This is a genomic window from Photorhabdus sp. RM71S, assembly GCF_042879355.1.
Taxonomy (GTDB): Bacteria; Pseudomonadota; Gammaproteobacteria; order Enterobacterales; family Enterobacteriaceae; genus Photorhabdus; species Photorhabdus kayaii.
In genome coordinates this window covers 1-24,076 of record NZ_JBHFKV010000018.1, presented here as the reverse complement: position 1 = coordinate 24,076, position 24,076 = coordinate 1, and the positions used below count along the sequence as shown (strand labels likewise).

The following is a 24,076-nucleotide window of genomic DNA, read 5'->3' as shown; positions in this document are numbered from 1 at the left end:
AATTTTGTAGTTTACAAAACGTGAATAAAAGAGCTATGAGAAATATACCCAATTAACTCAAGGTTATAATGTATGCTTATTATAAAAGTCAATCTTTCTCTACCTGATTTCTTACCTTCTGATTCTATACAGGATTGTGTTACAGATTCTACTCCATATTTAAACGGTGTACCGGGTAATTGATTATCATCTTGTTCTGGGTAATTGACCCTTGTTACTTCTTGAGTATATTTTATCGGTGCTATCGCTTTATAGCTATTTTCTTTAGTTTTTTTGTATAAGTTTACTGAATGTATCAACTGTTGAGTTAAAGATATTACTCTCCACCTGATAGTATCGCCAACACCCATTTTTACTATCAATTCACCCGTAGCATTGTCTTTAGGTGTATAAGCATTTTCATTATTAGTAATGTAATGAAAATATTTATTATCTACCATTGTAGAGTTGTCTGGATTTGCTCCCAGTTTATTATAATCATTAATGATACCATCAACATCCACACAAATAAGAACATCTACAGCTTCATTCATTTTTGTACCCCTTCATTGGATTAAGTTGCACTAAGAGTCCTCTATCATTCTAATAATTAACTACTAAACCTGAAATAACTACTGGTATAAATCACAGTTTAGATAAGAAAATTACTTATATATTTATCAGAAGTCTTTTTAGATACAGCCAAATCCCACCGATAATTTATTGTTTAAAAAAAAGAATTTATATCAAACTAATATCATGACGATATTAGTTCATAAACAGATTAGTATTCTTTTAAGATGTCGTTGTTGGTGATATTTAACTTGATCTCAACGAGATTAACCTTATCGATATTTTTTATATTAACAAACTCTACATTATGACCTTCCTTATATTTTACTTATATACCCGTCATCTTTCAAGTTGCCTCTTTGTTGGCTGCGCTCACTCACCCCGGTCACATAGTTCTCTATGCTCCCGGGGATTCGCTCCCTTGCCGCCGCGATGCATCTTGAAATCCATAGGGTATATATAACAGCAAATTATCATTTATTTTATTGATTCAAAAGTTTGACACTATAATATATTCTTCGATTCATTATCAATATTATAAATTATTTATATAGCATCGAATAAATATTCATTTATCATACACCTCCCCATATAATATTGATGTAGATGCTCGTCTTGTAGCGAAGGTTTGTAAGCTTTTAAAAAATCCTCAGCGTTTAATTTATTCCCTCTGGTATTAAAGATACGCTTTCCTATATCTAATCACAAAGTGTATTTTTTTAGCTAAAGCAGCACCAAAGAAGCAAGCTATATTATTGGAATCAGCCTAAGAATAACAAAATACCGATAACATAAGATGAAACATTATATCTCATCAGCACTCAACTAAAGTGTGGACGATTGTAAAAGGGATCTCTTCTTTAGAAGAAATCCCTTGTGTCATTTAATTTTACTCAATGATTAAATCATCACTATAATAATTAATTAACATAAATTATCAATTGATATTCTTCGACAAGAATTGTGTATCGGGAAGATCTTCATTTAATTCATCATAATCTTTAACTTCATTTTTAAAGGTAACAATCTTATTTTGCCCACTACATTGACTATTAGACATCATATTACAATCATCGGGAATATTCTTTTCTCTTATTCCAAGCCACTCAGAAAATAGAGTCAGAAAATGCAATCCACTTCTTTGTGCCGTTATCTCTTCACGATAAGAATAATTACTGCCAGTAATAAAAAACGGCACCTGAAAACTCTGTTTATTTTCATCATCATGTGTCAGGTTTTCCTGATCGGTTCCTTTATCAACATAAGAAAGCCCATGATCCGAAAAATAAAGCATCGTCCATCTTAAATGATGATTATTAGCCTCAGACGCAATTTCAGAAAGCAATTTATCTGTATTAGATATACTTTTTACATAACAAGAAATTTCTTCCGATTGTAAGAACAGATCATATTTTCCATTCGTTCTGACGCACGCCTGTGGGTGAGATCCCATCAGGTGAATAACAATCAGTTTCTTCTTCTTTTCTGGTATCAATGCTTCTTTAATATAAGGCATCAATTTATCATCAGGCAAATAATGCCGGTCATCAGAACTGCCACTTTTCAGGAAGTGGACGCTATCTGCCTGTTGTCCAATCAACGCAACTGGAGAATCAAAAGCACTCTTCATCCCCTGATTAGATATCCAATAAGTATAAAACCCGGCTTTTTTCGCCAATGTTATGACACTATCATTCAAATTGATCGCATTCTCACCTTTCAGAGCCAGTGAGTTAGTCAAAGATAACTGAGTCGATGCCGCTGATGAGATGTAATTTGTAAATATCTTGCCATTCGCCTTGTCCAGCCACGGCGTATTGTTATAAGGAAAACCATACGCATTCATAAAGTCCTTTCGAACACTTTCACCAATGACCATGATATAGGTTTCATATTTATCCTCTTTTACCACCGGCTGCCAAGAGTCTTTCTGTTTTATTATTTCAGCGAACCTCATTCTTTCTGAATTAACTTCTTTATAGCTCTCAACGACATCACTAAAAAATCTAACTTCGGGTAATCCTGATGCCAATAGATTAAAGTCAGGATTGAAACCGGAATTTATATATCCTTTTACCGGTGACCAGAAAGCTGACAATACAAAAAATAGTGATAAAAATATTGTACTCTTTCTCTTCAGCGTCGCTTTTATCTTAAAAGATAAAATCATTAATATAATAATAGCTGACACCACTAAATAGGTAAAAATAGGCAGCCCGCTGATAAATTCGAACGCTTCATTTTTATTCGTATAAATTAAAGATCCCACTGAATTTATATCGGGATAACCATAATTCAATCCAACAGGAGAATAGATCACGCCAACTAATCCAATCATGAATACAAAAATATAATATATATATTTGTTAAAATTAGATAATAATATCAGAATTGAAAAAGCGCTAAATACATATATAAACTTTAGCTGATATCCAAGGCTTAAATGGGCCAATGAAATAAAACCAAATAAGCATATCAAAGTGAAATTTTCTTGGATTTTTTTACTCAACAGCATACTTACTCGTTTCCTTTAATCTATGCAATAAAACACCAAAAATTCATAACCTTTTCTTATTAATAGGAGTGGTTTTACAATAAGAAAATCCGTGATTAATCAACTACTATCCATGATACAACTTCAAGCAGCACCATTCAGATTGCTACACTGAGCTATTAAACTAACGCATAAAAAAACACCTTACTCATTTATCTGTAATTTAGTTAAGGATTTCCTGAGTCAGGACAGTTATTAATCTTCTATATTTGATTAACGGTATGTAAATAATATGCGTTTTTTTTGTTAATAGCAAAACTTCTGAATATATCGATCCTGCTCGTAATTTTAAACTATACTGAGTAAGTAACTTATGCACGAAGGCATATATCCGAGGAAACTGATAACTAACTGAAAAATAGTTAAAATATCTACCTTAAGCACTGTGTATCTTAAAGAAACATTATCCTCTCAATCGATATTCAGTAAAGAGAAAACGAGTCAGGTCAAGTTATCCGTTGTTAAAAGCTATTATGAACATTAGCCGCTGAAATTGATGACATGGCCCAAGCTTTTCATACAAAGCTAAACATGCTGGCATTCCAGTAAATCCAGCCAGGAAAATCCAATAAAATATTGACAATAGATGGCACACATGGAAAGAATCATCTCAAAACCATTAGGAGGTTAGTGATGAATGAAAAATTCTATCAATTAAAAGTAACGCTCACAGACTCAAAACCCGCTATTTGGCGGCAATTTGTCGTTCCCGCCTCTATTTCATTTGACAGGCTGCATGACGTGATACAGATCATTATGGGATGGCAGGATAGTCATCTACATGAATTTCGTATTGGCAAATTGCGACTAACAGAAATGCCAGAAAGCCCATCTGATGGCAAGGAAGAAGATTTATACCGTCTGGCTGATCTGATTAAACAAAAAGGGCGATCTTTTACCTATCTCTATGATTTTGGTGATGAATGGGAACACGAAATTACTTTAGAAAACAGTGATTATCCGGCAAATGATCTTCCGCTTCCTTTTTATTGTCTGGATGGTGCTCGCGCCTGTCCCTTTGAAGATACCGGCGGGATTGATGGTTATGAAGATTTAATCGCAATACTGAATGATCCTTGCCATGAGGAATATGCAGAAACGCGGCTATGGATAAGCGAATTACTTGATTTGGATGAAGATGAACATTTCGACTTCGAGCAATTTCCCATTAACAATATTAATGCTTTCTTGGCGCTCTATTATCGCTGGTCACGAGATCGTTACCATCTCTTGTGGGATTGGGAGTGAATTTAACAAAGAGACAAATCTATCATCATTGGGAAAAGTTTCAGATGAGTCACTATGACAAACATCGTGACTTGATTTGAATTAATTTTTCCCATGGAATTAGATGATACTTAACTCAGTATCGAGTGCAGTTTCTGCGGTATTTTCAGATTAGCCCTATCAAGCTGCACTGGTATTTAACACCATTATCATCACTCATTTGATATTAAATACAGTAACTATCACAGCAGGTATTACTATTGCCGGCGATTCTTATCAATCAATAGGAAATACAAACCGCATGCAAAAACGAAGCATGCATATAAGATTCTCTTCTTTCACCACTCCTTTCCGGCTGCATTAACAAAGTTATTAAAACAACGACTAAATAGATAATGCCATTAATCATCATAACAGATTGTAATAAAAATATTTTTTAACTAAAGATTAATATAATGACTTCGAGATAGCTTGATTTTATATTGAATTTATAACACTTTCTTACAAATTTATATTTTTGTAAATTTGAAAAAAACGCTTGCTATCTGATGAATGTTTAATTACTAATTAACCTCCATCATATGGACTATATTTAAAAAAATTACCTCCCTGTTCCCCTTATTCCTGGGGATTAACTGATCAGGATTGATTTCTGTCTTCCTGTCATCAACTCGCCATTATTCACGCGATAAGCGCTGTTTTTATCGGTGATGATGGGATTTTTACTACATTATTTCTTTAACAAAAGAATTGATTATTTCAACTCTGGGCAAAATATGAAACCCCTGTGGGGCCACACTAATCGTCTCACAAACATATTTCCAGATAAAAAACTTATAGCTGTCATTCCGCACCTCATTCCTGATTTAAAAACAGTGTGATCTTACGCATACTTTATATCTTTAATAGCGCCAATGAGATTGACGGCGATCGCGCGTTTTGAGCTATTACTTTTATTTGCCGGAAAGTGACTATGTCCATACCTGAGCCTGTCATTAAACGTCTTGATCACCTGGGTTTGTTGGTCCTGTGCATAAACCCGCTTTCCGGATCAGTGGGACTAACCTTCGTCTTTCTCTGCCGTTTCTTTAGGGCTGGCTTCAGGCTTTTTTTCCGGCTGCCGCCCGGTCTTCAGTGACGGCTTTATCCAGTGCGTCAAAATAGGCACCGGGGGGAACCGGCCGCATGACATTCTCCGATTTATGCGGATTGGCGCTGGCTTTCAGGTGGGTGCTGTCGGTATAGAGTACGCGTCCGCCTACGAATCCTTTGGCCATCGCCTGTTCAACAATGTGGTCAAAAATCTGCTGGAAGACCGCAGTATGATTGAAACGACGGCGGCGGTTCTGACTCAGGGTTAAGGCATCAGGGACCTTCTCTGTCAGTCCGAGGCGCAGAAACCAGCGGTAAGCCACATTAACCTGAATTTCCTGTACCAGACGGCGTTCACTGGGGACACCAAACAAGTAGCCGAGTAACATCATTTTAATCAGCATGACCGGATCGATAGCAGGACGGCCATTATTGTGGCAATACAATGGGGCGACTCATTCGCGGATAAATTCGAAATCAATGGCGGCATCGATTTGACGGACCAAATGATTTTTAGGAACCAGTTCGTCAAGCGAGAGCGTTTCTGGCGGGAAAGTCTGGAGAGGGGGTGTTCTTAGCATGGCGGCAAGCTCCGTTGAATGAACGGAACTTAATTAAAACAAAGTGCCGGATAAAAAACCAGCACTTTGTCAACAATCTGAAAGCCCAAAGGGCTGTCCCCGTAAAAACGGGGAACATTTCTACTTCAACTATCATCATGAAACCTGAATCTGGTTTATCCCCATCAATTCAAGGAACTCTGACCTTTTACGTCAATTATCTTTCCGGATGACGGTTGATCCCCGTAGATTACGGGGATCAAATTGCAACAGATGGAGATAGTTCTGTATTTAGCGGTTTACCCCCGTAGAAACGGGGAACAAGTCCATCTCTGCCAGCTCAAACGCTAACTGTTCGGTTTATCCCCGTAAGTACAGGGAACACGCTTCCAAATCCAAAACACAACAGTATCAGTTCGGTTCACCCCCGTGGACACAAGGAACACCAATTACTACCGACTCTATCACTGTTACTGTCCGGTTTATCCCCAGAGAGATAGGGAACACCAAGGAAGCCAATGATCAGTGTCATTTTCGTACGGTTTATCCCCGTGAGTACAATACAGGGAACTCATCCTTAGCTATATAACTATTTGGAGCACTGCTAGGTCCATCCCCGTAAGTACAGGGAACATTTAGTGAACATAGTAAAGCATCACTCATGCCGCGGTTTATCCCCGCAAATACAGGGAACACTTAAATTCTCTCTTTGACGAGATTTATCGAGTTTGGTTTACCCCGGTAATGACCAGGAACACTCACTAACACGATATCCTACCACTAATTATAGCGGTTTATCCCATTAAACACAGGAAACATATTTTTCCCTGTGCAAATGTATACCAAAATTCGGGTTTATCCCCACAGAGGTGAGGAACACGGTAATTATTTTATCAATATTTCCGAGAGTAACGACCACGCCTTACTCTACAGGATGATATTAGTTAGCAATATCACTTTTTACCATGCTTTTGAAACATAACACGAACGCCTAACAACAGCGAATTTGCTACCTTTAACATCAATATCCTCATACAACAAAGAATATTGCATTACGATCTTCAACAAAAATAAATTTAAATGACATCAATGCCATTATACTGTTCTGATTAACATCAATCCACATCCCATCGCTTTAGCACGACCAAAGCCTTTTGCATACTGTTCCAAATATAGCTCACCGTTGGTAATCGTCAGAAGCCCTTGAAAATCAACACTGGAAAATTGTATTTTTTGCCCCTGCTTTTTTACACTTCGATGCTGAGTATAACCTTCAATATCCAGTAAATCGTCAAACTGAATACCCCACTGCTGCATACGACGATGATTTAACAGCCAATTACGGGCAGCATTCTCCATCATAACTTTTATTTTCCCCTGTTCCGTTTCACCTTGCTGTTTTGCCTGAAACTTAGCATGCATCAAGACATCATGACGCTGACGTTTTCCAGAAGGATCAGTAATACAGATTGTTGGATTAACGCGTAATTTGAAAGCTAAACGCTGCCCCTCCTTCAATTGAGGATAAAATGCTTTCGTTTCCACCTCAAACAATGGTGACTGAGTTTGAGGTGAGGTTTTAGATAAAACATAGAATACAGGTAATCCCATTATTCCGATCTCTTCCCGAAATAGAAATTGCCGTTTTTCGTCTGCTGAAAACAATTTCCATAACAATTGATGAGAAGTATAAACGCCATTTGCACCCAATTTTGCTAATATATTTGCTGTTTGACTCGATTGCCGAAGCACAATTTTAGACAAATACATCAACACCCTCCTCGATAGAAAGTTGATACATAGTACGTTGCCGGAATTGCCAACGCCCTCGGTTAATCGGCTCATCCCAAGGATGGCTGATTAAGATATTTGAAGAGATAATTTCATCTTTATTTCCCTCCCAAAAATAAGTCACAATACCGTTTGCGCCTAGCCACAACTTATCTTCGCTATCAGAATGAATCAACGGTGGAAAAGAGATATCCAATGCCATTTTTAATGCCGATGACGTAATGAGTTTAGGGCTGAGAGGCAAAGCAAGCGGGCAAGATTTACGTCCAAGATGCAAGATAAATACGGGTTTAAGTAAAGCATCCCGGAATTGTTCAAGCGTAAAACAAGCGTGTTCAGTTAATGTAATAGCAACGATCCAAATACCATCACAACGATAATCACGATTAGACAGGATGGTATTAAGTTTATCTGACCTTAATTCACTTTTACGGTTCTGATGAACCACATTATTATTGTGCGTCGGCACCTGTGTCGTATGATAATCACGCATTAAAGAGCTAGGAACTGTCTGCTTAATTGCAATTAACACACTTTTTTGTAATTTTGCTAATTCAGACTCATTATCTCGTCGAATACCTAACGCTGCTCCTAATAACCCCAAAATCGCAGAGCGACCAGGATACAATTCCGTTGGCCTCTCCCCCCCAACCGCAGGTTGTCCCCAACTTGCCATCGGGCCATATAATCGGAAGACTAAATATGCTTTCATTCTGCCCCCATTACTGTGCAACAAATTCAAGCAGCTCGGTCAAAGTTCCTTCCCCTGTGAATGTGTTGAATTTATAGCGGGCATCGGCACAAATACCGTAAACCAGATCAATATTGCGCATTTGGCTTTCTAATGCATCAATTGCCGATGAACCTTGGTCGCTGTCGTTAATGGGCTTTAAAAATGCAACAGATAAAGAACGAGGTTGTTGTTCGCCTTTCTCAGCGAGAGCAAAACTGGCATAAGCACGAGAAGCAAAACTATTTTGTTTACCCGTAGGCGATATTTTCACAGCGGCTTCTGTTAATGCTTTAATCGCTTTATTAGCAAGGGCTTCATCACCATCCAAATTTTTTATTAATTGCGTTTTATTAATGCAGATATAACTGTAAAACAGCGCGGCGGCAAAACCCAATTCCCCTATATGGGCCGACCCCGTATCTTCCTTACCATCATTTAAATCATCCACCGCTGTAAAATAATCATCTTCAATAACCACACTATGTACACTAATAGCATGAGCGACCTGACAGGCAGCCTCGACGTTAAATGCCGGACTTGAAGCTAACATCCGACCAAACAAAGCAATATCCACCGCGGTTTGCTTAGTTTTTAATAAATTAAGCTCTTCAGCCGTTGGTGTCCGGTTTTCTTCCGTCAGCACCGCAATCAACGACATGACAGATTGTTGCTCTTCCGGGCTGATATGTGCCAATTGTTCAATTTCTAAAGCATCTTTTTTCGTTTTTCCAAAAACACCAGCAATAGTCGTAGCCAATGCTCTAGCAGATTTTTCGTTCACGCCAGCATTGATCAACGTTTCAAACACCTTGATACCAAGTCGCTTGGTGCGAATACCCATATTCTCTGATAGCACCTGTTCAAACAATTCAGAAGTACGCCAGTGACGTTTTAAACTTTGAGAACTCACGCGTAAACGTTCAAAACCGCCCATTTTCGCTGTCTTAGGCCGGCCTAAATCATCACGATTCAGATTAGATGGCGCATAGGAAGTTAATAGGTGTAATTGAATAAACTGACTCATAATAATCATCCTAAACTCAATTAATAAAAATCCGATAAATCAACTGATTTACCACTAGCAGCACGGTAATAATCCATAACCCACCTCACTTTGATACGCCTATCCGCCTTACATGGCTGTAATTGTCCATATTCAGCAAACCACTCCTCAATATCCCGCGCTAAAGCCAAAACAGAAATATTGCCTTTGATTTGCTGCAAAACCCGACGTAATCGACGTAATAATTCATTCGGTGTTTTAGCATTTTGTAATTGTGAAAATCTTAATTCACTGACCACCGGTTTATTTCCTCCTCCTTTCTTACCCGCCGCTACCGCCAATTTGATATCACTGTTGTTTTTAACATAAACTAATGCCACCGCCATCGTGGCCCAATATTCCAATTTTGCCGGATTATCTGATAAGCTAATTTCATCAGGTAAGCTGAGCCATAAAGCCCGAAAGCCTTCAGTTAACATGGCCATCTCAACACTTTCACAGCGTTTTAACTGGGCTCTATAAGTAGAAGGCGCTGGAATAATACCTTTCTCTTTTAGCTGTTTTGGTGACATAAACATACTTTGCCACCAATGCAATAATATGATTTCACTCTTACTGTCCATTACACCTCCTCTTTCCCGGAGTGAATATGATGATTAGTGATAAATGTTTTGATCTCTTTTAACGCTTTTTGTCCATATAACCCGATAATTAACTGCTGACGCGCTTTCATACGTTTCGCCATTGAACGCTCATTACCTAATTCAGATAAAGAAACATATTCATCAAATAAATCTCTACAGAGATAACGCAAGGTATTGAGCCAATGTTTGGCCTGTTCTGGTGTCAGAAACGGCACATCGGAATTTGCATTATTGATAAGTTGATGCACCACAGAAAAGAATAGGGATTCACTTTGTTGCCAAAAAGTCAGGTCAATAAAGGAAGTGTCTCCTTTCACATCAATGGGCTTTTCAAACCAAGCCGCTTTTATTTGATTCCGGCATAGCCAAATCATATTGATTGCCAGTTTTTGCAGCTCTTTGACTTGATATAGAATCTTTTCCTGTTGTTCAAGTAAGACAAAAAACAACGGCACAGTGACAGAATACCAACAACGTGCTTTCATATTATCCATATCGTAGCCAAATACCCACAGACGAGGCATTGCCCTTCGGAGTTCAGCAAAATGACCACATAAAGAATAAAAATGACTCACAACCGGCGCACAACGCTGTCCTCTCTCATGGCTGGTAAATACTAAAGCATCCCAAATTTTATATGTCACCCCTCCCGGTTGGCCTTTAATAGATAAGGGTTGTGTTGGTTTTTTAGTATCCCATTTATAGGGCGTTAACGGATGGGTCCAATTACCGGTATAATTGCCGCCATAGTTTTGTGTCCGATATTCAGAGACAGTGAACTCAGAATATTTACCTGAAATTTTGCAAATATTCTCACCCTTTTCCACTACAAGACGTATACGTCTCGGCATTGCCCAATACATATGTAAGGGATGTACATCCGTAGCATGAATTTCTGTCCCTTCATTAACACTCACTTTTGTTGGCGCTAACCAAGGAAAAACCTGAGCACTGGTTAAATCAGGTTCCGAATAATGCCATTCACTTCGACTAATAACGTTTAACCACAGTTTTTGCCATAATGTGGCATCCGTTTGTTGCGGCACCACTAACGTGGTTAATGGTCCCCCACCTCGTAATCCTACTCGATGTCCCACCCCTCCTGACGGTGCATTAATTTGTAAGGTAAACAGTGCCAAAGTTGCCATTTCAAGAGACATCACATCTCCGATGCCACGTTTAATGAAATGATCCGTATTAAGTCTTAAACCATTCGCTCCCGGTGCTTCAATTAACAATCCAGCTACAGTGGTTGATTTTACTGTTTGCAGCGGATCGAAATCCTGCATAAAAAGAGGCCCTATACCGGTAACATTAAAAGCATGTATCACTTTATTAAAAGTTTGTTGTAATACCTTCTTATCAGGTGATATTTCATACAGAGCATGCCATTGATATTTATCTTCCGGCGCAAAAACGGTTTGTAATAAACCAATGGCAAATTGGCAAGCTGCTCCTTGAAAATCAGCTCGCGGTAAAGCAAAGTCCATAACATCATGATCACATATCGCATTAATGGGCAGTACTTTTTCACTGCCATCACGTAACCGAAAGGGCAACCACGGGTCCTGAACTAAGTTCATAACACCTCCTGCTTTTATCTTTCACAAAAACCTATTGTTGAAGAATAAGTAAAATTCGGATCTTGATCTGGCAACCAAGGTTGCAAATATCTAATTTGGTAATATCTCTGCTGCAATGCATTGAGAGCAGGTATTAATTCTGTTGGAATTGGGGCTAATTTATCCGCATACTTATTTCTGGATAATTTAATCGTACTCAGTGACACTGAAAATTCGTCTGAATTTACCCAAGGTACAAGTTGTCCTGAATCACCTTTTTTCAGTAATAATACCTCAACGGTTTCAATATCACTGTAGCGAGCATTAATATCTGAATCATCCTCATACCAATTATCAGCACTTCGATCACAATAACCATATAATTGCCACTGTAACCAATAAGACTTAGCTTTAGCTGCCTGACTTCGCTCCTCATCAATTAATTCATTCTCTTGATGTTTCAACACTTCAAGCGTTTGCTCATAAGCATGACCATAAACCGCGTCAATTAATTGACGCGTTTCCGCAGGCATACGTATAGCACCCAGTTTTCTCAACACGCGCATGGTTAACCACAAACGCGCAGGCGAGCGATAAACATATTGTGTGTTACGAAAATTATGGCTTAGCCAATCTGATCCAGGTTGCTCCCTCCATTCAGGCGCATAGATACACAATATTGGTGCAGGGCGTGAATCTTTAATACCCCACCGATAAATACCATCACTATCGCGAGTATGGCGATGCAAACGCCCAGCTCGCTGAATGAGATCATCAATAGGACAAATATCTGAAATCATGACATCGGCATCAGTATCTAAACTCTCCTGGAATATCTGTGTGGTAATTAATGCTTTGCCCCGCCGCAATTCACCATGACTATTTTTATCAAAAATAGTCAATACACGATCTTCAATCTCTTTTCGGTGTTGCAATATAAACTGGCTATGAAATAACAGACAACGCTCAGGTTCAGTAAGTAAACTTCGCAGTGTCTGATAAGCCTCAATAGCATCATCTACTGTATTTCGTATCCAAACAACACATTGCCCTTGTACAATGGCGGCTAATACCTTTTCAACACAACTGCCAAAGCTATTTAAGAAATCAACTTTGACTTCCCGGCTAACATCTTTTCGGCTTGATAACGGTTGTTCAATAACGGGCAATGTGGCATTTAAACTTATTTTGGTTGCTAAAGGAAAATCGGTTTTTTGCAATAATTGAGAACTCAATCCGCCAACATTTAGCCAAATATCCGTTAAACGTTGACGCTGTTTAAAGGTCAATGTTGCTGTCAATAAAACAGCTGAACCACCCTGATAAAGATGCAGCGCTAATAAATTTTCCAGTAAATTAAACATAAATTCATCAGCCGCATGAACCTCATCAACGATTAATACTTTACGATTAAGCCCAAATAATCTTAATGATTGATAGCGCCTTGGTAATACAGCCAATAAAGCCTGATCAATCGCTCCGATTCCGGCAGGCGCTAACAACGCCTGCTTACGTGGGTCAGCTAGCCATTGATTACACTGCGCTGAAGCAGCGATATCTGTTTTACCATCGTTTCTATCTGGGTGACCTAACGCTAAAACGGGTTCACGAAATTGATTATTCATCCCCCACGTACCATGAGCTAAAACGATATTTGGTTTACCGTCATCCTCTATCGAGAACATTTGCTGGTAATGTTTAGCAATCCGGCTAAATATTGCATTAGAAGACGCCATTGTAGGCAAACCGAAATAAAAACCATCAGCGGCTTTTGCCTGCATCAAACGGTGTGTAAGAGCAAGAGCCGCTTCTGTTTTACCAGCTCCAGTAACATCTTCTAAAATAAACAACTGAGGAGAATCATCTACAGGTATTGATTCGGCCCACTGTTGCAATGGTGTTGCAGCAAAACCGTAATATTTCTGAATGGAAATAAACGGTTTGATTACCGGCGTTCTACCTAAATTTATCGCCATAACCGCTTTTTTTGCCATTGCTTGAGCATGTTTCCAATAATCTGTTAACGGCATAGGTTTAGATTGATACGTAAAATAATGGCTATCAGAACCAATCCAATCCGCCAATATTGCAATACCAGCAAACTGCCAACTCACTTGTTCTAATTGCCGTCGCCACTCTTTGGATTGTAATTTTTCAATGGGAAACTCAGGTTGAAATAATTCAACCAAATGATGTGCAAAGAGTTTGGCAGCATTAAAATTATGAGGTTCAGTAAAATGTTTAATCGCTTTATAGCCTGTTTTCTCAATTGGCCGGCCGTGATGCCCTAATACACAATCAATGAATACCATTAAGGTATCAAACATCTCTCGCTGTTCTCTTTGTTCAGCGCCTTCAATATTAACAAGTCTATTAAGTAACCCCGTTTTGATATTTTCCCAGAAATACAATCCTATACGATCATGACAAAAATAACGGCCATCATACTCTTTAGGGCAATCTGGTCGATGCAGACCTACTGCCAAACCGGGAAGTAATTTTTGAAAAGCAGATGCAAATTTACCAATATCGTGCAAAGCCAATATAAAAGAGACCATGCTTCGTAACTGCTGTGTAGATAACGCTAAAAAGTTAGCAAGATCTCTAGTTAGCGACCTTTCTAAAGAGAGCAACTGCATTCCTACCGCAGCAACATCTAAACAATGGTAAGGAAGTAGATGATAATCTGCACTATCAATCTCTAAGACTCGCTTCGCCTTACCCCAGTATTGAAAATAAATCGGCATTTCCATCTAAAATCCTTACTTAAACATCTCTTTTACCTATTTTTAGAACATAATGCGAAAATTTAGATCAGAAAAATACTAGTTTCTGTTTTTTTAGGATAATTCTGTATAAAAACTCACTACCTAAACAGATGAATTTTTGTCCTACTTCTGAGCATAAGCCAGAATTAAAGTGACATCGTAGTGCAAGGCGCAGTTTGACTGGGTAGCCAACCTATATTCATCTATCTGATAAATAAAGATAATTATATTTTAAGGTATGTACCCGTTTTACCAAAGGTTCATTTACACTGATAACCCTGCGTATATGATGTCAGGCCAAGGTGAGATGAAAGTACTGATGGGTGTTTAGCGATGTCAATTACAATTATTCCACAAATCGCTTTTAATCCTTATCTGTATAAATTTAAGCTCTGATGCGACGGCATAACAAAAGAGCTAATTAATAGCTTATCTAAGATAATGATGTAATTAATCCAGAAATTTTTTATGACCATGCGGCAATTCAATAGCGTGAATACAAAGACTATCGGTGTTTTCGCTTCCATTTTTCAAATTGTGGAGGTCGGAGGCCATACCTTGCCAACACACCTTCATATAATCGCCGTAGTTCTTCAATAACCAATGCCTTTAACGTGTCACGCTCAGATTGGCTTAATTCATCGGAAATTAATTTATCTATAACGTCAATTGAATCCGTCTCCGGCGTGGCAACTACCCGATAAACGATCTGCTTAATCACATTTCGATATTGTAATCTTAACGGATCTGGTGTGGTGATTCCCTGCGTGACAGCCAAATATTCTCGGGCAGAACGCTCATAAGCCCATAGATAAAGATCCCGTAGTAATTCAACTCAGGTCATTTCATAAATACCAAGCATTGCACGGCTATATGCCTCTTCCGGTATATCGACAAAAGTTAACGGACATAGATTTGAACGAATCAACGGAAAATTAGCTGCCAGGCGGGAAGTTCGCTTATTTACATCAGCAATAAGGCTGTAAATACGGTAAGTGGATCATCCCCAGTAAGAATACTGGCACGATTATGGCGCGATTAATGTGGGCAATACATCTGACTGTAGCGTTAAACCTGTTTAGCTGAAAACAGGACAAATGAACATGACGGCAGTAATCTTATTTACGGAGTAAGATTGCACCAACTATATCCAGCAAACTTTCAATAGCGCCGCTACGTAAGAAACGTTGCGTCTTAGGTATGACATGTACTTTTTCACTTACAGGAAGAACCTCAACGCCCTCACCTAAAAATACCGGAATCGTGGTTAAGAATATTTGTTGTAATTCACCAGCCTCAGCAAAATATGCAGCGGTTTTACCTCCCCCAACTAACCAGACATCTTTACCATTAGCCTCTTTCTTCGCTCTGGCAGCAATAGCTCTTACTGTTTCATTGGTTATGGTGATATTCAACCCTTCAGGCGTTGACAGCGCCCTATGAGAAAGAATAAAGGCGGGAACATTTTTGTATGGCCAATCATCCGGTGAATTTGTCATTATCCATTCGTATGTTTTTGCTCCCATAATCACAGCACCAATACCTCGATAAAAATCATCATAAGGTGTTGCATCATCCCCAAGCATAAACTCATACAACCAATCCAGTTCATTGTTTTTATTAGCAATATAACCATCTATTGTCGCAGCGACGTAATAAATTAATTTCGGCATTATTACCTTCCTATTAAACACGATGTTAAAACGCTATACACCCGGATTGATGATATACCCGTTATCTTTCAAGTTGTTGGCTGCACTCACTCACCCCGGTCACATCGTTATCTATGCTCCCGGGGATTCGCTCCCTTGCCGTCGCGATCCATCTTGAAATCCATAGGGTATATACCCTTCATCCTTCAAATTGCTGCTTTGTTGGCTGCTTTCACTTACCCCAGTCACATAGTTATCTATGCTCCTGGGGATGCGTTCACTTGCCGCCGCGCTGCAACTTGAAATCCATAGGGTATAGTTAAAATATTTTCAAACTTCCGTCAAAAGATAACGCGTATTTTCTAAGAAATTATACTTTATAAGATATATATTACCACACATATTCACTTCCGTTACTTCATATTTTCTCCAACACAATACATGAAAAAGTAAAACACTAAAACATTGCTTCCATACCCTAAAACCTAAATTCCATCATTCAATATCACTTAGTTACAGATATGAAAAACCCAAGAAATTAAAATAAAAAGTAAAACAAACAACTTAGCCAATAAAATAAGACCAGATACAAAAAGATAATATCTATTAGCACTTTAACACTTGATGATGAAACATAGCTCATCCATAAAAGCTAACTTTCATCATCTATAATATTGTTATAGAAGCGATATTCAGGAACTTTAGCTTCATTAATCGTGCCAATTCTTACTGGCAAATGACCATGCGAATGACATAATAATTTTATATAATTCCAATACTCCCTCTCTGTTTCTATATGCTCTATCAGTGGATCAAAAGCACTATCATAAAATTCAACATTTAATTCTCCATCATCATTACCTCCATTAATATTTCTACTATTATTTTCTTGTTGATTAATACACCCTTTATTATCCTTTTCGTGATTCATATTTCCGCGATCTATAATTTCTAACATCTCCTTTATCATCTCTAAGCTATGGCAAGCTGTTTGTGGTGAATTGTAGAATAAACCATCATTAAAAATAGCTTCCATCAATTCATAAAACGCAAACGAGGTTGTTCCCTGTATATATTTGATATTTCTATTATCATATATACCAAAACATTTATTATTCAAAATATCCGTATTATTATCATCATAGCCAATTAATATTTGTCTGTCACTGGCAATAACTGGGATATTTTTAATTTCATGGATATATTCACTGATACTGTAATGTTCTTTATCGCCTTTTCTATAACCCGATGCCATACAAACTGATTCAATATTAAAATATTTTGTTGGCGTATGTTCACGATTAAAATATTCAGACAGTTTTTCATTATCTTTCATATCTTTTCGCTGATATACCCGATGAACCGATGTGATTCTTTGAATACTGATCCAATCAAATATCGGTTCTTCTTGCGAAGGCTTTCTAATCTCTGCAATATAAGCAGCAATATCAATTTCCAACCAAGTGCTTAGCATAGCCTGCCACGGTTCTATCGCGAGAAATATATTTGATATTGTCACTCCTTTTTCTATTAGGACCTTATTTCTGAAATATTTCAGGAAAAATAACGGATCATTTTTCCCTAACTGTTCCTGGACTGATAACATCGGTACAGCTATTGTCGTATCGTAATCTGAACGAAATCTCAGAATCGAATCAATACAAATAATTAAAGTACCTTCCATCTTATCCCTCGTTCATTTAAGCTTTTAATATATTAACCACTGTAATGATCGTATATATAATCATCTATTATAGCTATATATCTGAATTTTGCTATTTTTGAACGTCAAATTTATTATTCCAACCTCCTACATTAATCAATATTAAAAGATAATTACATGATATATTAGGCACTCATCAATAACCCCAACATCATATTACCTTACCCCTAAATCTAAAATGATTTAAAATTTTCCCTTGTGAAAATATTTTTAATATTAAATTCAATTTGAAACTATTAAAAAAATAACAATTCAGATATTCTCAACACCTTAAACACTCTACTAACAGTAAAACTCAATAGAGGATGAACAAGAGATCAAATCAATTAGGCCATAAATAAGAATCAGTTTCTCCATTGATTTAACCTTAAAATATACGTTATTAACGCCTTAATCATCATCTTAATTGCCTTGAAGTACTACTCATATTCTATAGCACTATAAAGGAATGTTTAGTTTAAATTCTCGATCTCTGTTTAAGGCACTTATAATTTATCCCTGTCAATCACAATCAAAACTACAAATTAATTCATTAATTTGCTTTATAGTAAATAAAAATGCATTTGATCAGCCGCTTCGCATCCACTATTTATTGGTAACGGAAAGTTATTGGTAACGGAAAGCAATTACCTGTAACATACAAAAATGATAATGATTTGCATTTACATTGATAGCATAACATGAAAATGACCGTTAATGTTTCTGACACTCAACAGATCCAGTGCATGTACATCCACAATCATGATTGGCTATTTCGTTGGCTTAAGCATCGTCTTAACTGCGATGAAACTGCCGCAGACCTGACCCAAGATACTTTTGTTAAGTTACTTCGTTCACCTTTACCACAACCACTCAATGAACCTCGTGCCTACATCGTCACTATTGCCAAGGGGTTGATGGTTAACTGGTATCGCCGCCGCTCACTTGAACAATCTTATCTGGACTTACTCGTCAGTCTGCCTGAACCGCTTATTCCCGCACCAGAGCAAAAACTTATCATCCTCGAAACACTTCAGGAAATTGACATTATGCTTAGTCAACTCCCCGCGCCAGTGCAAACTGTCTTTTTACTTTCCCAGATAGAAGGGATGAAGTATGAAGATATTGCAAATCAGATGAATATTTCGCTGTCCACAGTAAAACGTTATATGAAACAAGGCTTTTATCAATGTCTGATAGCGATGGCATAAGAGGGATTGGTATGGCTTCCACCGACACATCTTCTTCATCAAGTACACCTTCTGAAACGATACTTGCCGAAGCCGCAGAATGGTTGACCGTTTTGCATGATAGTCATGCCAGCGAAGCTGATCGGAATGCCTGCGCTGCCTGGTGTGCACAAAGTCCAGAACATGCTCAAGCCTGGGAACGGGCACAATGTCTGTTAGCACGGTTACACCATTTACCACCGCATATCGCCTCACCTCTGTTAAACAACAAACAGCCCCTTTCTCGTCGAGAAGCCATCAGAAAGCTTACACTCATGTTGTTAATACCGGCTGGCGCATCATCGCTCTTCTGGCACTCTGAGCAATTTCAGCTTCTCACCGGCGATTATCACACTGCAACCGGGCAAATTCAGTGCTGGTCATTACCGGATAACAGTCAAGTGACTTTAAATACTCAAAGCTCAACAGATGTTCATTATGACGATACCCAACGGCTTATTGGTCTAAAGCTAGGGGAAATCTATATCGAAACTTATAAAGATAGTCGCTATCCGGCTCGCCCATTTAAGGTACAAACTAAGCAAGGCGTTATTGTGGCATTGGGCACAAAATTCAGCGTCCGCCAACAAGCCTCACACACTCAGGTGGAAATAGTAGAAGGAGCGGTTCGCATTACGCCAGATAACGGTTTGCCACACATATTGCATGCCGGAGAGGCAACTCATTTCACTCAATTTGCCGTTGCCCCACAACATCCCCGTTCAACAGCATCCCTAAGCTGGTTACAGGGCATGATGGTAGCTGATAACTTGCCGCTGGCAGCAGTGGTTACTGAGCTGAATCGCTATCGTTCCGGTGTCATCCGTTGTGATGATGCAGTCGCTAATCTGCGGGTTTCTGGTGCTTTTCCCATACGGGATACGGATCTGGCGCTGCATATGCTATTACAAACTTATCCGCTCTCAATGCGCAGCCTGACCCGCTATTGGATTATCCTCTACTCACCTCACCCAGTTAATAAAAATAATCATTTTTACTGACACTTTTTTCAATCTCATACGGCATAGAAATAAAAGAAGTTTAAAAAGTTATGGAGAACTTACTATGTCATATCAAGAATTTACTATGCCATATCATGTTGACTGCCGAGATTCACAACCACGTTGGCAGAAAAAGTCTTTAGCCACACTGTTATTGCCATTAATACTGCTACCGGCACGCCCCCTTTACGCTACCACACCAGCAGATACACTCTATTCTGTTCATATTCCGCCAGGTTCATTAGGTAATTCTTTGTCCCACTTTGCGGCGCAAACCGGTACGGCGCTCTCTTTCGATCCAAATTTAACCAACGGGCTAACAGCACCGTCATTAAACGGCAGTTTCAGTGCTCATCAAGGTTTAGTACAACTGCTCACAGGCAGCCATTTACAACTGTCCCAACATACCGATGGCAGTTATACGCTGGTAAAAATGACAAAGAATATGACCAACAAGGGTGTAATCGTACTAAACCCCCTTACGGTAGCAGGCAATCGCGGGTATTCAGGTAATGAACCATTGCGATTCGACAGTACTACCATCAAAGGCAAAGATATTGAAAAATTCGGCGTGATCCACCCCGTTGATATTTTCAAAACAACACCGGGGGTATTATCCGGCGAAGCACGCAGTTCAGGCAGCCTGGATGTGAATATCCGGGGCTTGCAAGGACAAGGCCGAGTCCTAACTACCGTTGATGGTGCATCTAACCAGACCGCGCTATACCGCGGCTATCAAGGTGTCTCCAACCGTTCCTTTATTGATCCCGATTTCATCGGCCGGGTAGATATTAGTAAAGGCCCGACAGGAAAAGGCGGTATGGGTGCCATTGGGGGAACGGTGGAGATAAAAACCATTGAAGCCAGTGATATCCTCCTCGATGGACAAAAGGTAGGAGTGCGCCTGAAAGGAAGTCTGTTGAACAACCACTCCAATCCTGACGATTATCAACTCAATGATTGGGCTTCCCCATCAAAAACCTCTCTTTTCGACGCAAAGAATCGCAACGGGAGTATTGTTTTCGCGATAGCCGAACCTTCCTATGAATTGCTGTTTGGCGCTTCTCAGCGCAAGCGAGGTAATTACCACTCTGGCAAACACGGACCGGGTGCTAAGGAACGTGGCATGCCAGGCTATTTGTGTGAGAGTGATCCACAAGATTGCCGCATTCCACAATTCAGTGAACAAATGGCCGGTTATTCGCTGTACGCAATGGGAGATGCCGTACCTAACACTTCTGAAGATAGCCAGTCATTACTGGGTAAAGGAAAAGTTCGTTTTGGCGATGGCCATGAAATCTCCGCTATCATTAGCCATTACCAAAATCTCTACGGAGAATCCTATGTCGCGGATATGGCAAACCTAAGCCAAACATTTATGATCTTGGAACAGGGGCCACTGACACGACTCAACATGAACAGACACAGCCTCAACTATAAATGGGAACCTGGGTCAAATCCCTGGATTAATTTGGATATCGGAGTATGGCAAACACGGGTTAACGATCGCCCTCGAACCGCAAATAATACCCTCGGTGATAAAAAATTCATGCGTACAGTAGGGATGAATTTGAGTAACACCTCATTATTTGAGCTTTCAATGCAAGATATTGAGTTAAACTACGGCACCAGCTTTATTCGTGAACGCACAGGCCCAAGCGCAGGTAAATGGAAATATGCCGTTAATCGGGAAGGAGAGCGTAAAGAAGGCCGTTTTTTCCTAAACGGGAACTATATGCTTGCCGACCGTCTGACCCTAATGGGCGGATGGGATTTTAAATCCTACCAGATCGAAGATGACAGTCCAGCTCGTCCGGGTAGCTCTTGGTTACCACAGCTCACCTCTGGGAAAATAAACAACAAGCGAGATCACGCTCACGGCTATTGGGTAGGCACTAAGCTTGAACTTAATCATGAAACAGCATTACATGCCAAATATACCTATGCCCCACGTTTTCCATCAATGGTTGAAGGTATTCGTGGCTATATGATGAGTGTTGACGACCATATAAAACCTGAAATTTCAAAAAATATCGAAGTCGGGCTGACATCACGCTTCCAGAATGTTATTGCTCAAAATGATAGCTTCGATATCGCAATGTCCTACTTTGATAATCGGATAAAGGACTATATCAGCCGCTCATGGATGGATGATTACTGGAGTATGTACATCAGTAATATTAAAGAAGCAAAATTTGCCGGATTGGAATTGGCGAGTGTTTACCATGGTGATCACTTTGATGCGCGTTTATCGATGAATTACTACACAAAAGTCAAATTCTGTACGGAAAATGACGGGTGCATCGCACGTAGCCTCCCTTCAGATTATGCGACTAATCACATTCCTCCTAAATATGCGGTATCACTCGATCTGACACAGCGATTCTTAAATGACAATGTATCTGCCAACGCCAGAATTTCCCATTATGGTCAACGATCTGTGCCAGCAGGAAAACCAGGACGCGGTTCTGCTCCTCTGTTGGCGCCCATTATCTGGCGGCCTGCAACTGTGGCCGATATCTCTCTGACTGCTCGCATAAATAAGCATGTCGAATTTGAGTTTGGTGTGGATAATGTGTTCGACAAATATTATATCCAGCCTCTTAGCCTCGGTTATATCCCTTCACCGGGAAGAACGTTTCGTGCCGGTATCACAACTTATTTTTAAATTCATTCGTTAAACTGGTGGCATATCCATGATATGCCACTTTCTGGCAAAAGAACGTAATTAGGGTGAAAGCAACATATCAATATACATTATTTTCTCTTATTTCTCTGGAGTTAATACAACCTCCAAAATTAAAGCTCGGCACTGGTTTAAACTTTCACATAAATATAATATGCCATCAGATATTTTTAATGAAATTAAAACAACTTTAAAAGTATATTTAAAATAGAAATTAAATGAAACTTTAAAATAATGAAATAGTTTACATGTAATTAATTGTTTTTAAATGATTGTATGTAAAAATATATATCAGCCTATAGAGATTTATAATATACAATCATATCTTATCGATAACTTAATTATCATAAGTTAACTTCAAATAAAACATTATTCATTATTTTTTAAGAAGAAATAAGAACATAAATGAAAAGATTAATTTTAAAGAATTAAGACATTAATTATTAAATGACTATTTGGTTAATCTAAAAAATTATTTTTAACAAGGATATACATATGAAAAAAGAGCCGATTAAAACATCAAATCCAGATAATACTGAGTTATCTGTTACGGACAAAGTAGAAATCGAAAACCCTACCATCGCGGTATCTGGAATTGTCTCAGTAACGAACACCTCTGATGGTCGGCTTGAAGTCTTTGCACGCGGCGCCAACAAAGAACTTTCACTCTACCACATCTGGCAAACTGACACTCATTCCGGTTCATGGTCAGGCTGGGCCTTATTAAGTGGCGGACTCACCAGCGCCCCAGATGTCACGAAGAACGCTGATGGCCGACTTGATGTTTTTGTGCGCGATAACGGTAATGGACTCCACCACATCTGGCAAACTGTCCCCCATTCCAATCAGTGGTCTAATTGGACATCCCTAGGGGGAACCTTAATCGACGCCTCAGCTATAAAATAATCTGAAAGGAGCTAGATTCGCACAATACATACGTCATTTTCTGGCCCAATGCATTAAAGAAAACATTCACTGCGCTGCATCGGGCCAGTAGTACCCAAAATAGATTCTTAATTGAATATGTCTGGAAAGCAATCTCTAACAGAATAACCGATTGGTTATCAGATGCTTTGAATAAAATTAAAATAGCTATGACAAAGATATATTTTCAAACACAAGAACAGTGAAACTTTAAAACAGCAAAACAATTCATTTATAATTTATTATTTTTGAATCGCTGTATGTAAAAATATATATAAACGTATGGGGCAGATTCGACTAATAAGTGCAATTTTTCAGAAGGGCGGTCAGTTGCTATAGTAGGCATCTTTCTCGCCAAAGGAAAATGCACTATGGCCTATACACAACTGACCGAAA

General features: G+C 38.8%; 16 protein-coding genes and 1 pseudogene. 5 read left to right on the top strand and 12 right to left on the bottom strand.

Annotated elements, in window-relative coordinates; all coding sequences use genetic code 11:
• Window positions 1–11 precede the first annotated feature (11 nt).
• Window positions 12–533, bottom strand: coding sequence for an AidA/PixA family protein (locus tag ACGF5R_RS11430; protein ID WP_112877097.1), 522 nt, complete (start codon window positions 531–533; stop codon window positions 12–14).
• Window positions 534–1,489: 956 nt separating this feature from the next.
• Window positions 1,490–3,067 (bottom strand): sulfatase-like hydrolase/transferase, encoded by a 1,578-nt coding sequence (locus tag ACGF5R_RS11425; protein ID WP_387690907.1) that lies wholly within the window; start codon window positions 3,065–3,067, stop codon window positions 1,490–1,492.
• Between the two features lie 672 nt (window positions 3,068–3,739).
• Here ACGF5R_RS11425 and ACGF5R_RS11420 point away from each other — a divergent pair.
• The gene (locus ACGF5R_RS11420) at window positions 3,740–4,354 is read left to right on the top strand and encodes a plasmid pRiA4b ORF-3 family protein (RefSeq protein WP_112877099.1); all 615 of its coding nucleotides are present in this window, start codon (window positions 3,740–3,742) and stop codon (window positions 4,352–4,354) included.
• Between the two features lie 990 nt (window positions 4,355–5,344).
• On the opposite strand, the pseudogene ACGF5R_RS11415 reads toward ACGF5R_RS11420, so the two are convergent.
• The 10 genes and pseudogenes from ACGF5R_RS11415 to ACGF5R_RS11370 all read right to left on the bottom strand — a co-directional run.
• A pseudogene (locus ACGF5R_RS11415) lies at window positions 5,345–6,006 on the bottom strand (transposase); the annotation flags it as partial.
• 1,074 nt (window positions 6,007–7,080) lie between these two features.
• A complete protein-coding gene (gene cas6e / locus ACGF5R_RS11410) occupies window positions 7,081–7,755 on the bottom strand; it encodes a type I-E CRISPR-associated protein Cas6/Cse3/CasE (protein WP_112877100.1) in 675 nt (224 codons plus the stop codon).
• On the bottom strand, window positions 7,742–8,488 hold the full coding sequence (gene cas5e / locus ACGF5R_RS11405) for a type I-E CRISPR-associated protein Cas5/CasD (RefSeq protein WP_112877101.1): 747 nt from the start codon (window positions 8,486–8,488) through the stop codon (window positions 7,742–7,744). The genes cas6e and cas5e overlap by 14 nt, the downstream gene beginning before the upstream one ends.
• 10 nt (window positions 8,489–8,498) lie before the next feature.
• Window positions 8,499–9,533, bottom strand: a complete 1,035-nt coding sequence (gene cas7e / locus ACGF5R_RS11400) for a type I-E CRISPR-associated protein Cas7/Cse4/CasC (RefSeq protein ID WP_112877102.1) — start codon at window positions 9,531–9,533, stop codon at window positions 8,499–8,501.
• 20 nt (window positions 9,534–9,553) lie between these two features.
• Window positions 9,554–10,135, bottom strand: a complete 582-nt coding sequence (gene casB, locus ACGF5R_RS11395) for a type I-E CRISPR-associated protein Cse2/CasB (protein WP_112877103.1) — start codon at window positions 10,133–10,135, stop codon at window positions 9,554–9,556.
• Complete coding sequence (gene casA, locus ACGF5R_RS11390; RefSeq protein ID WP_387690905.1) at window positions 10,135–11,739, bottom strand: type I-E CRISPR-associated protein Cse1/CasA; 1,605 nt, start codon at window positions 11,737–11,739, stop codon at window positions 10,135–10,137. The genes casB and casA overlap by 1 nt, the downstream gene beginning before the upstream one ends.
• A gap of 14 nt (window positions 11,740–11,753) precedes the next feature.
• Entirely contained in the window at window positions 11,754–14,471 is a 2,718-nt protein-coding gene (cas3, locus tag ACGF5R_RS11385; protein ID WP_112877105.1) for a CRISPR-associated helicase Cas3', read from the bottom strand.
• A 520-nt stretch (window positions 14,472–14,991) separates the two neighbouring features.
• Window positions 14,992–15,264 carry a hypothetical protein gene (locus ACGF5R_RS11380; RefSeq protein WP_240000735.1) on the bottom strand — a complete coding sequence of 91 codons (273 nt, stop codon included), beginning with the start codon at window positions 15,262–15,264 and terminating at the stop codon, window positions 14,992–14,994.
• Between the two features lie 340 nt (window positions 15,265–15,604).
• Window positions 15,605–16,159 carry a dihydrofolate reductase family protein gene (locus ACGF5R_RS11375; RefSeq protein WP_112877106.1) on the bottom strand — a complete coding sequence of 185 codons (555 nt, stop codon included), beginning with the start codon at window positions 16,157–16,159 and terminating at the stop codon, window positions 15,605–15,607.
• Window positions 16,160–16,790: 631 nt separating this feature from the next.
• Window positions 16,791–17,822 (bottom strand): hypothetical protein, encoded by a 1,032-nt coding sequence (locus ACGF5R_RS11370; protein ID WP_112877107.1) that lies wholly within the window; start codon window positions 17,820–17,822, stop codon window positions 16,791–16,793.
• Window positions 17,823–18,541: 719 nt separating this feature from the next.
• Here ACGF5R_RS11370 and ACGF5R_RS11365 point away from each other — a divergent pair.
• The 4 genes from ACGF5R_RS11365 (at window position 18,542) to ACGF5R_RS11350 (ending at window position 23,662) form a co-directional block, all read left to right on the top strand.
• Entirely contained in the window at window positions 18,542–19,051 is a 510-nt protein-coding gene (locus ACGF5R_RS11365; protein ID WP_112877108.1) for a sigma-70 family RNA polymerase sigma factor, read from the top strand.
• Window positions 19,030–20,070: a FecR domain-containing protein gene (locus ACGF5R_RS11360; RefSeq protein ID WP_112877109.1), complete on the top strand. Its 1,041-nt coding sequence runs from the start codon at window positions 19,030–19,032 to the stop codon at window positions 20,068–20,070. The genes ACGF5R_RS11365 and ACGF5R_RS11360 overlap by 22 nt, the downstream gene beginning before the upstream one ends.
• A 64-nt stretch (window positions 20,071–20,134) precedes the next feature.
• Window positions 20,135–22,738 (top strand): TonB-dependent receptor domain-containing protein, encoded by a 2,604-nt coding sequence (locus ACGF5R_RS11355; RefSeq protein WP_387690903.1) that lies wholly within the window; start codon window positions 20,135–20,137, stop codon window positions 22,736–22,738.
• A 513-nt stretch (window positions 22,739–23,251) separates the two neighbouring features.
• A complete protein-coding gene (locus ACGF5R_RS11350; protein ID WP_112877111.1) occupies window positions 23,252–23,662 on the top strand; it encodes a hypothetical protein in 411 nt (136 codons plus the stop codon).
• Window positions 23,663–24,076 lie beyond the last annotated feature (414 nt).

Bases quoted from the DNA above. Each gene is read 5' to 3' on its own strand.
- casB (WP_112877103.1), bottom strand. From the start codon at position 10,135: ATGGACAGTAAGAGTGAAATCATATTATTGCATTGGTGGCAAAGTATG.
- ACGF5R_RS11375 (WP_112877106.1), bottom strand. From the start codon at position 16,159: ATGCCGAAATTAATTTATTACGTCGCTGCGACAATAGATGGTTATATT.
- cas7e (WP_112877102.1), bottom strand. From the start codon at position 9,533: ATGAGTCAGTTTATTCAATTACACCTATTAACTTCCTATGCGCCATCT.
- ACGF5R_RS11420 (WP_112877099.1), top strand. From the start codon at position 3,740: ATGAATGAAAAATTCTATCAATTAAAAGTAACGCTCACAGACTCAAAA.
- casA (WP_387690905.1), bottom strand. From the start codon at position 11,739: ATGAACTTAGTTCAGGACCCGTGGTTGCCCTTTCGGTTACGTGATGGC.
- ACGF5R_RS11430 (WP_112877097.1), bottom strand. From the start codon at position 533: ATGAATGAAGCTGTAGATGTTCTTATTTGTGTGGATGTTGATGGTATC.
- cas3 (WP_112877105.1), bottom strand. From the start codon at position 14,471: ATGGAAATGCCGATTTATTTTCAATACTGGGGTAAGGCGAAGCGAGTC.
- cas6e (WP_112877100.1), bottom strand. From the start codon at position 7,755: ATGTATTTGTCTAAAATTGTGCTTCGGCAATCGAGTCAAACAGCAAAT.
- cas5e (WP_112877101.1), bottom strand. From the start codon at position 8,488: ATGAAAGCATATTTAGTCTTCCGATTATATGGCCCGATGGCAAGTTGG.
- ACGF5R_RS11360 (WP_112877109.1), top strand. From the start codon at position 19,030: ATGTCTGATAGCGATGGCATAAGAGGGATTGGTATGGCTTCCACCGAC.
- ACGF5R_RS11350 (WP_112877111.1), top strand. From the start codon at position 23,252: ATGAAAAAAGAGCCGATTAAAACATCAAATCCAGATAATACTGAGTTA.
- ACGF5R_RS11370 (WP_112877107.1), bottom strand. From the start codon at position 17,822: ATGGAAGGTACTTTAATTATTTGTATTGATTCGATTCTGAGATTTCGT.
- ACGF5R_RS11355 (WP_387690903.1), top strand. From the start codon at position 20,135: ATGTCATATCAAGAATTTACTATGCCATATCATGTTGACTGCCGAGAT.
- ACGF5R_RS11365 (WP_112877108.1), top strand. From the start codon at position 18,542: ATGAAAATGACCGTTAATGTTTCTGACACTCAACAGATCCAGTGCATG.
- ACGF5R_RS11425 (WP_387690907.1), bottom strand. From the start codon at position 3,067: ATGCTGTTGAGTAAAAAAATCCAAGAAAATTTCACTTTGATATGCTTA.